This is a genomic window from Limnohabitans sp. DM1 (genome assembly GCF_001269385.1).
Taxonomy (GTDB): Bacteria; Pseudomonadota; Gammaproteobacteria; order Burkholderiales; family Burkholderiaceae_C; genus Limnohabitans_A.
This window is the reverse complement of the sequence record NZ_CXOO01000011.1, coordinates 110,987-123,280: the sequence shown is the minus strand read 5'-3', so window position 1 is coordinate 123,280 and position 12,294 is coordinate 110,987. Positions and strand designations below refer to the sequence as shown.

Genomic DNA, 12,294 nt, shown 5'->3' with positions numbered 1-12,294 from the left:
CATCGACGCACTCATCCTCTCGCGCATCCAGTTTGCTGCGAACATCAGCTTCCACATCCTGTTCCCCACCATCACCATCGCGCTGTGTTGGTTCTTGCTGTTCTTCCGTTGGCGTTTCGCCCGCACCCAAGACCAGGCGTGGGAAGAGGCTTACTATTTTTGGACCAAGGTGTTCGCGCTCACCTTTGCGCTGGGTGTGGTCTCGGGCATTGTGATGAGCTTTCAGTTCGGCACCAATTGGCCAGGCTTCATGGAACGCACGGGCAATATTTCAGGGCCGCTGCTGGGCTATGAGGTGCTGACAGCGTTTTTTCTGGAGGCCAGCTTTCTGGGCATCATGCTGTTTGGCCGTGGCCGGGTGAGCGAGCGGGTGCACCTGATCGCCACTTTTTTGGTGGCGTTTGGCACCACCATGTCGGCCTTCTGGATCTTGAGCCTGAACTCCTGGATGCACACCCCGGCGGGTTTCGAAATCGTCAACGGCCAGTTCATCCCCACCGATTGGTTGGCGGTGGTTTTTAACCCTTCGTTTCCCTACCGTTTCTCGCACAAGTTGCTCGCTTCGGCACTGACAGCTTCGTTCCTGATCGCTGGGCTGTGCGCTTGGCAACTGATCAAAGGCAGCGCCACGCGCGGCACCCACAAAGCCATGCGTGCAGCCGTTTTCACCGCTGCTTGCGTGATGCCTCTGCAGTTCCTGGTGGGGGACATGCATGGCCTGAACACCCTGGAGCACCAACCGGCCAAGGTCGCTGCCATGGAGGGCATTTGGGAAACCGAGCGTGGCGCACCGCTGACGCTGTTTGGCATTCCTGATCAAGAAGCTCGCACCACCCACTACGCGGTGAAGATCCCCAAAGTGGCCAGCTTGATCCTGACCCACGAGCTGGACGGCGAAGTCAAGGGCATCAACGAATTTGAAGGGGTGCATCCACCGGTGGCGCCCGTGTTTTATGCCTTTCGCGTGATGGTGGGTGTGGGTTCGTTGATGCTGCTGGTGGCGGGCTTTACCGCCTGGCGCTTGTGGCTTCAGCGCAGGCAGCCAGAAGTGACACTGCCCAAGCCCCTGTTGTGGGTGCTCTCGGGCATGGCGTTCTCCGGCTGGGTTGCCACGCTGGCGGGTTGGTACGTGACCGAGATCGGTCGCCAGCCCTTCCTGGTGCATGGCTTGATGCGTACCAGCGAAGCCGCCACCACCTTGCCGCCGCCCTACATTGCGCTCACCTTGACGGCCTACCTGGTGGTCTACGGCCTGCTGTTGGTGACTTATGTCGGCGTGTTGAAGTACATGGCCGAGAACCCCAAAGAACACAGACAGGATGTGCCCACGGGTGCCCTGTTGGGCAAAGCGGGGGTGTGATGAAGCTTGTCTTTGTGAATCTGATACTGAAAGGCGACCATGACCTGGGCTGAATTTCTGCCATTGTTTTTCCTGGCTGTGATGGGTCTGTCCCTGCTGGCTTACGTGATTTTGGATGGTTACGACCTGGGCGTTGGTTTGTTGCTCTTGCAAGCGACCGACGCTGAAAAGGACACCATGATCGCCAGCATCGGACCGTTTTGGGACGCCAACGAGACCTGGCTGGTGCTGGGCGTGGGTGTGTTGTTGATCGCTTTTCCGATGGCCCATGGTCTGGTGCTGCAGGCCTTGTACCTGCCCGTGGCGATGATGCTGATTGGCTTGATCTTGCGAGGCGTGGCATTTGACTTCCGAGCGAAAGCACCGCTGAAGTACAAGCCGTTCTGGAACCGCGCGTTTTTCGCAGGCTCGCTCATGGCCAGTGCGTCGCAGGGCTGGATGCTGGGCAGCTACATCACCGGTTTTGCCAGTGGGCCGCTGGGCTGGGCATTTAGCTTGGGCATCGCCGTCACCTTGCCCGCCGCTTATGTGCTGCTGGGTTCGGGCTGGTTGATCATGAAAACCGAAGGCGATCTGCAGCAAAAGGCCGTGCGCTGGGCGCGGCTTGTGCTGTGGCCCATGGCGGCTGCCTTGCTGGCTATCTCGGCGGCCACGCCACTGGTCAAAGAGGGCGTGCTGGAGAAATGGTTCGGTGTGCCCCAGGTGTTTGCCTTGCTGCCCGTGCCCCTCATGTGCGCCTTGGCTTTTTTTGCCATGCGCTGGGTGCTCACGCGCCCGAACTTGGTCAACGCGGGTTACGGTTGGCTGGTATTCGCCAATACCGTGCTGATTTTTGTGCTGGCCTTTTTCGGCTTGGCCTACAGCATCTTCCCCGACATCGTGATCGGCCGCATGACGGTGTGGGAAGCTGCCATCAGCACCGCGTCGCTGAATGTGATTTTTTTCGGCGTGGCGATCACGCTGCCGGTGATCATCGGCTACACGGTGTTCATGTACCGCGTGTTTTGGGGCAAGGCGACCGCGCTGAAGTACGGCTGAGCGTCACACGTCTGGTTCAGGGCTGAACGGCCCTGGGCACAGAGGCGGCTGGTTCAGCTTCGAAAGTGGCTTAATGCCAAGTCAATGCGCCCCGAGGTAGCACCCCTCAACGCCTTCGGTTTCATCACCTTCTTCGCTGCACAGCGCCGCAATCAAAGCTTGGTCCACCACTTGGCCAGGTAGCAGCAGCTCTTCATTCGTCCAGCGCTTGACCAAGTGGCCATTGGCCACGCCACCGGTGTGGGGGGCTTGGTAGGCGCGGCGGTGTTGCATGGTCACTCCGCTGTTGGCGTTGGCGATGAAGCGGCTTTCGCCCAAGGCCCAGGGTTCAAAGTAGGCGTTGGCCGCGGCGTCCACCTGACGAAAGTAGCTGCGTGCGCCTTCGGCGTTGAGCTTTTTGCGCACGGTGCGCGTGATGAGGCCTTGCAAGTGGTCGAGCGCGGCGGCGTCCATCTGGTCCAAGGCCTCGGGGTGCATGTCTTGTGTGGCCAGCGCCGACGTGGCGACCAGTTCGGCGGGCAGCACTTGCACCATGGCTTTGACGACATCGCGGTGCGGTGCCACGGCCGTGGCCACGCCGCGAGTTTGCGGCTGAATGGGGCAGCGAATTTCCACAAAGCGCGGCTTCACAGGCCCGGTGCAGCCGTCGTGGTGGTAGTACTCGCCTTGGCTCAGGCGCCCTTTGCTGGAGCGCCCGCGCACATCGCGGTAGGTGGGGTGTTGGGTGTGCGAATTCAGGCAGACGACCAAGCCGGTGGCATCGACCAATTGGTAAAAGGCTTCGCGCCATTCGGGCAGCAGAAGTTTGTCGTGCAGGTAGTCACTGGGGGCTGCGGTCTCTTGGCCGACTTCGCCTTCAATGACCAGCACAAAGGGCTTGGGCCTGCGAACGCGCCATTGGTGGTTGGCAAACTCCAGCAATGCGCTGGTGGGGGGCAAGTGTGGGGTGGCGCTGTGGCCCACAGATTCGGACATGGTGAAGCTTCAGTGGAGGGTGGACTCGAACAGCGAGCGCAGAACGGCGCCAATTTTAGGGCTTTGCACCACTGGTCAAGTCTCGCTTGCGCAGGGTCTGCAGCGATGAAGGCCGTTGATGTTTGAAAAGCAAGTGGCAGGCCATGGCTTGTGCGGCATCATCCACCCATGTATGCATCTTCAATGAGTCTGGACCATTTGCGCCGCCATGCGGTCGCCCGCAGTCTGTTTGCGCCCACGACCTTGCCCAAGGCGCTGCAACGCCTGGGCTTTGTGCAGGCCGATCCCTTGCGGGCGCCCGCGTTTGCGCAGGATTTGACATTGCGCCACCGCGTGGCCGGGTATCGGGCAGGGGATCTGCTGGCGAGCTACCCGCAGCTCGATGTCGAAGAGGATTTCTTCGTCAACTATGGCTTTGTTCCGCGCGATGTTCACCACCTGATGCACCCGCGCACGGCCCGCTCTGTGTGGCCTGCCCACCGCATGCAGCAGGCCGCCGAGGTTTTGGCTTTTGTGCGCGAGCGGGGCGTGGTGCGGCCTGCCGAGGTGGATGCGCATTTTGATCACGGCACGGTGAGCAATTGGTTCGGTGGCCGCAGCAGGGCCAGCACCCAGCTGCTGGACGGCATGCATTACCGGGGCCTCTTGCGCGTGGCGCGGCGCGAAGGCGGGCAGCGCCTTTATGCCGTGCGCGAGCACCAGCCCACAGCACTGAGCCCCGATGCGGCAGTGGATGCGCTGGTGGATGTGATCGTCGCCAAGTACGCGCCACTGCCTGCGGCCAGTCTGGGGCAGCTGGTGGGGTTGCTGCTGGGTGGTGGGGTGCCGCAATGTCGTGGTCAGCGCCAGGCGATCTTGCAGCGGGCGCGGGCCAGGTTGTGCACTGCGGTGCTTGAGGGTGTGACATGGCTCTGGCCCGATGGCGAAAACCCGGCTTCTGGGCGCTATGCGGTGGATGAGCAAGTGCGTTTGCTGGCGCCGTTTGACCCGGTGGTATGGGACAGGCGTCGCTTTGAACTGCTGTGGGGCTGGCCTTACCGCTTTGAGGCCTACACCCCAGCGGCCAAGCGCGTGCGTGGCCACTATGCCCTGCCTTTGTTGTGGCGCGATCAGGTGATTGCTTGGGCCAATCTGAGTGTCAAGGGCGATGTGCTGACACCCAATGTGGGCTTTGTGGCCTCAGCACCCCGCGAAAAAGCCTTTGGGGTGGCCCTGGATGAAGAGTTGCAACGGATGACGGTGTTTTTGGGCTTGAGGGCCTGATGTAAAGGGCCGTCGTCATGTCGTGCCGTGCCGTGTTTGTTGGGCTGAAAATGGCGAATGGATGTTGCACAGACTTGCTGCCTTGCCAGAAGACATGGGCGGCAGTGGTCCAGAAAAAAGACCGAATACGAAACGAATCGGGCTTTTTGCTCAAGAAACAGCGTTTTGATGTCGCAGCTCACTCGGCCTTGGCCCCCGATTCCTTGACCACTTTGGCCCATTTGGTGATTTCAACCGCTTGGTATCGGGCCAGTTCTTCGGGGGTGGACAACACCGGGTCCAGGCCCAGGGTTTTCAGGCGGTCTTGTACTTCGGGCAGGCGGAAGACGCGCACAACCTCGGCGTTGAGCTTGTCGATGACGGGTTTGGGCACGTTGGCCGGTGCAAACATGGCAAACCAGGTGGTGGCCTCGAAACCGGGCACAAATTCGGCCATGGTGGGCACATCGGGGGCGGCGGGAGAGCGTTTGGCCGTGGTTTGGGCCAGCGCGCGGATCTTGCCCTCGCGTGCCATGGGCAGGGCCGATGGCATGTTGTCAAACATGAGTTGGATGCTGCCGCCCATCAGGTCGGGGATGGCGAACTGGCGGCCTTTGTAGGGCACATGCGTCATGCTGGTGCCGGTCATGGATTTGAACAATTCGCCCGAGACATGCACCGAGGTGCCTGTTCCCGGTGAGCCAAACGACAGTTTGTTGGGGTTGGCCTTCATGTAGGAGATCAGCTCGGGCACGCTTTTGACGGGCAGGTCGTTGTTGACCACCAGCAAGTTGGGGGCCGAGGCGATCAGCGAAATGGGGGAGAAGTTCTTCACCATGTCGTAGGGCATCTTGTCGTAAAGCGCACCGTTGATGGAGTGCGTGCCCACAGTGCCCATGACCACGGTGTAGCCGTCGCCGGGGGGATTTGGCCACGATGTCAGCACCGATGTTGCCGCCCGCGCCGGGTTTGTTGTCAATGACGACGGGTTGGCCGAGTTGGGCTTTTTCGCTGAAGAGTCGGGCCAGGATGTCGGGTGCGCCACCTGCGGGGAAGGTGACGACTAAGCGAATGGGTTTGATGGGGTAGGTCTGAGCCATGGCCACCGTGCTTTGCAAGACACTGAGGCCGATGATCAGGGTGCTGAACACGGTGTGAACGAACGGGAATTTCATAAAAAGGCTCCTTTTGTGCCACTTTAGGGGCTGGCAAGCCAAGCCCCGATGGTGAAAACCCTTTGACTGTCACCCATGTGTGTTGGCCTTTGTCCTCATAGTTCGGTAGTTCGGACCTTGCAGGCTTTGGCGCAGGCTTCATGTCGGGGTTGAAGCCGCCGACCTACAGATGCCTCTCCCCTGTAGGTCGGTAGCTTTAGCTCCGACATGGGTGGTTCTGGCGTTGGCACTTGTCGGGGCTGAAGCCGCCGACCTACAAATACCTCTCCCTTGTCGGTGGGTGGCTTCAGCCCCGATAGGGTGGGTTCCGGGCTATAATCCGACTGTTTTGCGATTTGCAAAACGCACGCCATCCGCTTTTCCGGCAGGTGGCGCAAGTCATTAACCCGCTGAAATTCATTCTTGAATCCAGGCGAAAAACAAGGAAAACCCATGATTGCATCCTCAATCAAGGCAGAGGTCGTTAAGGCCAACGCACGTGCAGCCAACGACACTGGGTCCCCAGAAGTCCAAGTGGCTTTGCTGACAGCCCGTATCAACGAGCTGACACCTCACTTCAAAACACACGCCAAAGACCATCACGGTCGCCGCGGTCTGCTGCGCATGGTGAGCCGTCGCCGCAAACTGCTGGACTACCTCAAGTCCCGTGATGCTGACCGTTACGTTGCGCTGATCGCCAAGCTTGGCCTGCGTAAGTAATCGTCTGTCCAGATGAAAAGCGCCTGAGTTAGTTCACTAGCTCAGGCGCTTTATTCTTTTTTCAGTCGGAATTTGTCAGGGCGATCTCGCGCTGTGTCATTCCACAAGGCTTTACAGCAAAGTTTTGCAAGGTTTTGTGGAATGGCATCGAGTTCAGAGCGTCAACTTCCGGGCCCACAGTGCAGCCTCATGCACTTTTGTTTTCAGGAGTTCTGAACATGTCCATTTTCAACAAAGTTACCAAGACATTCCAGTGGGGCCAGCACACGGTCAAGATGGAAACCGGCGAAGTTGCTCGCCAAGCTGGCGGCGCAGTGCTGCTCGACATGGAAGGCACCGTGGTGCTGGCCACCGTAGTGGGCTCCAAGATCGCCAAGGCCGGTCAAGACTTCTTTCCGCTAACGGTCGATTACATCGAGAAGACTTACGCCGCAGGCAAGATTCCTGGCAGCTTCTTCAAGCGTGAAGCCAAGCCCAGCGAGCACGAGACCCTGACCAGCCGTCTGATCGACCGCCCAATCCGTCCGCTGTTCCCCGAAGGTTTCTACAACGACGTGCACGTGGTCATCCACACCGTGTCCTTGAACCCTGAAGTCGATGCCGACATCGCTGCGATGATCGCCGTGTCTGCCGCCTTGTCCATCTCGGGCATTCCGTTCAACGGCCCCATCGGTGCGGCCCGCGTGGGTTACATCAATGGCGAGTATGTCCTGAACCCCGGTCAGACCCAGCGCAAAAACAGCGTGATGGATCTGGTGGTGGCCGGTACCGAAGCCGCTGTGCTGATGGTCGAATCCGAAGCCCAGCAACTGTCCGAAGAAATCATGTTGGGCGGCGTGGTGTATGGCCACGAGCAGTCGGCGATTGCCATCAACGCGATCCACGAGCTGGTGCGCGAAGCCGGCAAGCCTGTGTGGGACTGGCAAGCGCCTGCCCGTGACACGGCTTTCGAAAGCAAGCTGGCCTCTTTGGCCGAAGAAAAGCTGCGTGCCGCCTACCAGATCCGCAACAAGCAAGCCCGCACACACGCTTGCCGCGAGGCTTACGCTTCGGTCAAAGTGGCTTTGGCCGAAGAGGGCGTGGCCTTTGACAGCGTCAAGCTCGACGGCCTGATGTTCGAAATCGAAGCGCGCATTGTGCGCAGCCAGATCCTGGCCGGTGAGCCCCGCATCGACGGCCGCGACACACGCACCGTGCGCCCCATCGAAATCCGCAACAGCGTGCTGCCCCGCACCCACGGCTCGGCCCTGTTCACACGCGGCGAAACCCAGGCTTTGGTCATCACCACTTTGGGCACCGAGCGCGACGCGCAGCGCATCGACGCGCTGGCCGGCGAGTTCGAAGACCGCTTCATGTTCCACTACAACATGCCTCCCTTTGCCACTGGCGAAGTGGGCCGCATGGGCAGCACCAAGCGCCGCGAAATCGGCCACGGCCGTTTGGCCAAGCGTGCTTTGGCCGCTGTGCTGCCGAGCAAAGAAGAGTTCCCCTACACGGTGCGTGTGGTATCCGAGATCACCGAATCGAACGGTTCTTCGTCCATGGCTTCGGTCTGCGGCGGCTGCTTGTCGATGATGGACGCTGGTGTGCCGATGAAAGCCCACGTGGCCGGTATCGCCATGGGCCTGATCAAGGAAGACAACCGCTTTGCGGTGTTGACCGACATCCTGGGTGACGAAGACCACCTGGGCGATATGGACTTCAAAGTGGCCGGTACCACCCACGGCATCACCGCTTTGCAGATGGACATCAAGATCCAGGGCATCACCAAGGAAATCATGCAAGTCGCTTTGGCTCAAGCCAAAGAAGCGCGCATGCACATTCTGGGCAAGATGCAAGAAGCGATGAGCGAAGCCAACACCGAAGTGTCTGATTTCGCGCCCAAGCTCTTCACCATGAAGATCAACCCCGAGAAAATCCGTGACGTGATCGGCAAGGGCGGCGCGACCATCCGCGCCCTGACCGAAGAAACCGGCTGCCAGATCAACATCGAAGAAGACGGCACGATCACCATCGCGGCGACCGACGGCGAAAAAGCTGACATCGCTAAAAAGCGCATCGAGCAGATCACCGCCGAAGTCGAAATCGGCAAGGTCTACGAAGGCCCGGTCACCAAGATCCTGGACTTCGGTGCCCTGATCAACTTGCTGCCTGGCAAAGACGGCTTGCTGCACATCAGCCAGATCGCCCACGAGCGCGTTGAAAAAGTGACCGACTACCTGAGCGAAGGCCAGATCGTCAAAGTCAAGGTCATGGAAACCGACGAAAAAGGCCGCATCAAGTTGTCGATGAAGGCGTTGCTGGACCGTCCTGCACAAGGCTGATGAGGGGTTTTGCGTTGAGCGTTGAGCGTTGAGCGTTAAGCGAGATGCTTTTACCCCCCCTCAACGCTCAACCAACGATCCACGCTGAACGCCAAACGCTGAACGCTGAACGGACAACCCATGAACGTCATCGAAATCCAAAGCTACGGCGCCCCTGCGGTGCTGGTGCCCGGCTCCCGTCCCGATCCTGTGGCTGGGGCAGGGGAGTTGCTCATTCGCGTCTCGGCCAGCGGCATCAACCGCCCCGATGTGCTGCAGCGCACCGGCAACTACCCCGTGCCGCCGGGTGCCTCGGACATTCCGGGCCTCGAGGTTGCGGGCGTGGTGGTGTCGGGTGATGCGGCGGCCATGGCCGAGGCTGGCTTGGCCGTGGGTGACCGCGTGTGCGCCTTGGTGGCCGGTGGTGGTTATGCGCAGCTGTGCGTGGCCCCGGTGGCCCAGTGTTTGCCCGTGCCCAAGGGCCTGACCGACACCGAAGCCGCTTCGCTGCCCGAGACCTTCTTCACCGTGTGGAGCAATGTGTTTGACCGTGGTCGTTTGCAAGCGGGTGAGACCCTGTTGATTCAGGGTGGCACCAGCGGCATTGGCGTCACGGCCATCCAGATGGCCAAGGCAGCTGGTGCGACCGTGATCACCACCGCAGGGTCTGACGACAAGTGCCAGGCATGCCTGGCCTTGGGTGCGGACCACGCCATCAATTACAAGACCACCGATTTCGTCGCCGAGGTCAAACGCCTCACCGGCGGCGTGGGTGTGAACGTGATTTTGGACATGGTCGCGGGTGACTACGTGGCGCGTGAGGTCGAGGCCTTGGCCGAAGATGGCCGCCTGGTCATCATCGCGGTGCAAGGCGGCATCCAAAGCGGGTTCAATGCAGGCTTGGTCTTGCGCCGCCGTTTGACGATCACGGGTTCCACCTTGCGTCCACGTCCTGTGGCGTTCAAGGCGGCGATTGCCCAGTCTTTGCGCAAAACCGTTTGGCCCTGGATCGAATCGGGCCGCATCAAGCCGGTCATCCACAGCGTGTTCGCTGCGGCACAGGCGGGTGGTGGTTTGCCATCGGGTGCGGCCCAAGCCCATGCCTTGATGGAGACCAACCAGCATGTGGGCAAGTTGGTGGTGACTTGGTGACGACGATGAGCAGCAAGTTGATGGTGGGTAACTGGAAGATGAATGGCAGCCTGGCTGCCAATGCTTCTTTGCTGTCCGATGTTTTGGCGGGCATGGCGGGTGTCACTTGCCGTGCCGCGGTGTGCGCGCCTTTTGTGTATTTGCCACAGCTTCAGGCCTTGCTGGCCGGATCGTCTGTGGCCAGTGGTGCGCAAGATGTGTCCATGCACGACTCCGGGGCGTTCACGGGCGAGGTGTCGGCTTCCATGTTGCGCGACTTTGGCGTGCGTTATGCCATCGTGGGGCATTCGGAGCGTCGTCTGTACCATGGTGAAACCGATGCACATGTGGCTACCAAGGCGCAGCGTGTCTTGGCTGCAGGCATCACGCCCATTGTTTGCGTGGGGGAGACCTTGGCGGAGCGTGAAGCAGGTCAAACCGAGGCTGTGGTCAAGCGGCAATTGGCGGCAGTGATCCATACCAATGGTCACTGCATCAGTGAAATTGTGGTGGCGTATGAGCCGGTTTGGGCCATTGGCACAGGTCGAACTGCGACGCCAGAGATGGCGCAACAAGTGCACGCGGTGTTGCGTACGCAACTGCAGGCGGCGACTGCTCATGCAGACCGTGTGTCGATTTTGTATGGCGGCAGCATGAATGCTACCAACGCAGCTGAGTTGCTGGCCCAGCCAGATGTGGATGGCGGTCTTATTGGCGGTGCAGCGCTCAAGGCGCCTGACTTTTTGAGCATGCTCAAAGCGGCTTCTTTTTGAGCTTTAGGTTTCATTTTTTAATTTTTGGAGATGCAGATGAGTGTGATGTTGACTTTGATTCTGGTGGTACAAATGCTGTCGGCTTTGGCCATGATTGGCTTGATCCTGATCCAGCAAGGCAAGGGGGCCGACATGGGGGCCGCGTTTGGCAGTGGTGGCTCGGGCAGCTTGTTTGGTGCCACGGGTGGTGCCAACTTCCTGTCGCGCACCACAGCTGTTTTGGCTGCGGTGTTTTTTGTGTGCACTTTGTTGTTGGCGTACTTCAGCAATGCACGTCCCGTGGCTTCGGGCAGCGTGCTCGAAGGTGCTGCTGTCACAGCGCCCGCAGCGCCTGTGGATGCCAGTACGGCCTCTCAAATTCCTGGCAATGGCACTGCTGCCAAGACCGATAACAGTGTGCCTGCAGCACCTGCCAAGTAAGCTGCTGTTCAGCTTTGTTGCTGTGCACAAATTTCCGACTTTCTGATAAGTAATTGAGGTTTTTTCGGAGTAAACTACGGGATTGTCCGGAGAGCCAAATGCATCAAGCGATGTACCTCTTGCAAACCGGATAAATGTATCCAGCCGTCGTGGTGAAATTGGTAGACACGCTATCTTGAGGGGGTAGTGGCGAAAGCTGTGCGAGTTCGAGTCTCGCCGACGGCACCAGATAAACAGAACAGCCCAAGCTGAAAAGCCTGGGCTGTTCCTTCGGTGATACCGCAAGTCCCAAAATGTACCTCGACCAGTACCTTCCCATTCTCTTGTTCATTTTGGTCGGCATTGCTGTCGGCATCATTCCCCAGGTTTTAGGCTACATCCTCGGCCCCAACAAACCTGACGCGGAGAAAAATTCCCCTTACGAATGCGGCTTCGAAGCCTTCGAAGATGCTCGCATGAAGTTCGATGTGCGCTATTACTTGGTCGCCATCCTGTTCATTTTGTTCGACCTGGAAATCGCGTTCCTGTTCCCTTGGGCCATTGCGCTCAAGGAAGTGGGTATGGCCGGTTTTGTGGCCGTGGTGATTTTTTTGACAATTCTGGTTGTGGGCTTTGTCTACGAATGGAAAAAAGGCGCCTTGGACTGGGAATAACCGATTTGACGCACAACAGCAAACTGCCTGTTTGAGGAATCCAAATGATTGAAGGTGTGATGAAGGAAGGCTTCATCACCACGAGTTACGACTCTGTGGTGAATTGGGCCAAGACCGGCTCGCTTTGGCCCATGACTTTTGGTCTGGCTTGCTGCGCGGTTGAAATGATGCATTCGGCCACAGCGCGTTATGACTTGGCCCGCTTTGGCGCCGAAGTTTTTCGTGCCAGCCCCCGCCAAGCCGACTTGATGATTGTGGCCGGCACCCTGTGCAACAAGATGGCCCCGGCCTTGCGCAAGGTGTACGACCAGATGTCCGAGCCGCGCTGGGTGATTTCCATGGGCTCTTGCGCCAATGGCGGTGGTTACTACCACTACAGCTACTCGGTGGTGCGTGGTTGCGACCGCATTGTGCCGGTGGATGTGTATGTGCCGGGCTGCCCGCCCACGGCAGAAGCGCTGATCTACGGCATCATCCAGCTGCAGCAGAAAATTCGCCGCACGCACACCATTGCGCGTGCTTGAA

The 12,294-nt window shown here is 59.3% G+C and carries 11 protein-coding genes, 1 tRNA gene and 1 pseudogene; 11 read left to right on the top strand and 2 right to left on the bottom strand.

Features of this window, described 5'->3' with window-relative positions:
* Window position 1: 1 nt before the first annotated feature.
* Together AMM33_RS03795 and AMM33_RS03790 are read left to right on the top strand one after the other, a co-directional pair.
* Complete coding sequence (locus AMM33_RS03795; protein WP_228767962.1) at window positions 2-1,360, top strand: cytochrome ubiquinol oxidase subunit I; 1,359 nt, start codon at window positions 2-4, stop codon at window positions 1,358-1,360.
* A gap of 39 nt (window positions 1,361-1,399) precedes the next feature.
* Entirely contained in the window at window positions 1,400-2,398 is a 999-nt protein-coding gene (locus AMM33_RS03790; RefSeq protein ID WP_090138965.1) for a cytochrome d ubiquinol oxidase subunit II, read from the top strand.
* 81 nt (window positions 2,399-2,479) lie between these two features.
* On the opposite strand, the gene AMM33_RS03785 is transcribed toward AMM33_RS03790, so the two are convergent.
* Window positions 2,480-3,373: a hypothetical protein gene (locus AMM33_RS03785; protein WP_090138963.1), complete on the bottom strand. Its 894-nt coding sequence runs from the start codon at window positions 3,371-3,373 to the stop codon at window positions 2,480-2,482.
* Between the two features lie 168 nt (window positions 3,374-3,541).
* On the opposite strand from AMM33_RS03785, the gene AMM33_RS03780 reads away from it, so the two are divergent.
* Window positions 3,542-4,636, top strand: a complete 1,095-nt coding sequence (locus AMM33_RS03780) for a DNA glycosylase AlkZ-like family protein (protein WP_194945212.1) — start codon at window positions 3,542-3,544, stop codon at window positions 4,634-4,636.
* Between the two features lie 178 nt (window positions 4,637-4,814).
* Here the strand turns inward: AMM33_RS03780 and AMM33_RS03775 are convergent.
* Window positions 4,815-5,715, bottom strand: a pseudogene (locus tag AMM33_RS03775) (Bug family tripartite tricarboxylate transporter substrate binding protein).
* A gap of 507 nt (window positions 5,716-6,222) precedes the next feature.
* Here AMM33_RS03775 and rpsO point away from each other — a divergent pair.
* The 8 genes from rpsO to AMM33_RS03735 all read left to right on the top strand — a co-directional run bounded on the left by rpsO (window position 6,223) and on the right by AMM33_RS03735 (window position 12,293).
* On the top strand, window positions 6,223-6,489 hold the full coding sequence (rpsO, locus tag AMM33_RS03770; protein WP_019428565.1) for a 30S ribosomal protein S15: 267 nt from the start codon (window positions 6,223-6,225) through the stop codon (window positions 6,487-6,489).
* A 218-nt stretch (window positions 6,490-6,707) separates the two neighbouring features.
* Window positions 6,708-8,813: a polyribonucleotide nucleotidyltransferase gene (gene pnp / locus AMM33_RS03765; protein WP_090138958.1), complete on the top strand. Its 2,106-nt coding sequence runs from the start codon at window positions 6,708-6,710 to the stop codon at window positions 8,811-8,813.
* A gap of 120 nt (window positions 8,814-8,933) precedes the next feature.
* Window positions 8,934-9,944, top strand: a complete 1,011-nt coding sequence (locus AMM33_RS03760) for an NAD(P)H-quinone oxidoreductase (RefSeq protein ID WP_090138957.1) — start codon at window positions 8,934-8,936, stop codon at window positions 9,942-9,944.
* Window positions 9,945-9,949: 5 nt separating this feature from the next.
* Window positions 9,950-10,696, top strand: coding sequence for a triose-phosphate isomerase (tpiA, locus tag AMM33_RS03755; RefSeq protein WP_090138955.1), 747 nt, complete (start codon window positions 9,950-9,952; stop codon window positions 10,694-10,696).
* A gap of 36 nt (window positions 10,697-10,732) precedes the next feature.
* Window positions 10,733-11,116, top strand: coding sequence for a preprotein translocase subunit SecG (secG, locus tag AMM33_RS03750; RefSeq protein ID WP_090139200.1), 384 nt, complete (start codon window positions 10,733-10,735; stop codon window positions 11,114-11,116).
* Between the two features lie 143 nt (window positions 11,117-11,259).
* Window positions 11,260-11,344: transfer RNA gene (locus tag AMM33_RS03745), tRNA-Leu, on the top strand.
* A gap of 65 nt (window positions 11,345-11,409) precedes the next feature.
* Window positions 11,410-11,769 carry an NADH-quinone oxidoreductase subunit A gene (locus AMM33_RS03740; RefSeq protein ID WP_090138953.1) on the top strand — a complete coding sequence of 120 codons (360 nt, stop codon included), beginning with the start codon at window positions 11,410-11,412 and terminating at the stop codon, window positions 11,767-11,769.
* 44 nt (window positions 11,770-11,813) lie between these two features.
* Window positions 11,814-12,293 (top strand): NuoB/complex I 20 kDa subunit family protein, encoded by a 480-nt coding sequence (locus AMM33_RS03735; RefSeq protein ID WP_019428571.1) that lies wholly within the window; start codon window positions 11,814-11,816, stop codon window positions 12,291-12,293.
* The last annotated feature ends 1 nt before the right edge of the window (window position 12,294 follow it).

Coding starts and splice junctions, on each gene's coding strand:
- tpiA (WP_090138955.1), top strand. CDS start 9,950: ATGAGCAGCAAGTTGATGGTGGGTAACTGGAAGATGAATGGCAGCCTG.
- AMM33_RS03735 (WP_019428571.1), top strand. CDS start 11,814: ATGATTGAAGGTGTGATGAAGGAAGGCTTCATCACCACGAGTTACGAC.
- AMM33_RS03760 (WP_090138957.1), top strand. CDS start 8,934: ATGAACGTCATCGAAATCCAAAGCTACGGCGCCCCTGCGGTGCTGGTG.
- pnp (WP_090138958.1), top strand. CDS start 6,708: ATGTCCATTTTCAACAAAGTTACCAAGACATTCCAGTGGGGCCAGCAC.
- AMM33_RS03780 (WP_194945212.1), top strand. CDS start 3,542: ATGTATGCATCTTCAATGAGTCTGGACCATTTGCGCCGCCATGCGGTC.
- secG (WP_090139200.1), top strand. CDS start 10,733: ATGAGTGTGATGTTGACTTTGATTCTGGTGGTACAAATGCTGTCGGCT.
- rpsO (WP_019428565.1), top strand. CDS start 6,223: ATGATTGCATCCTCAATCAAGGCAGAGGTCGTTAAGGCCAACGCACGT.
- AMM33_RS03790 (WP_090138965.1), top strand. CDS start 1,400: ATGACCTGGGCTGAATTTCTGCCATTGTTTTTCCTGGCTGTGATGGGT.
- AMM33_RS03785 (WP_090138963.1), bottom strand. CDS start 3,373: ATGTCCGAATCTGTGGGCCACAGCGCCACCCCACACTTGCCCCCCACC.
- AMM33_RS03740 (WP_090138953.1), top strand. CDS start 11,410: ATGTACCTCGACCAGTACCTTCCCATTCTCTTGTTCATTTTGGTCGGC.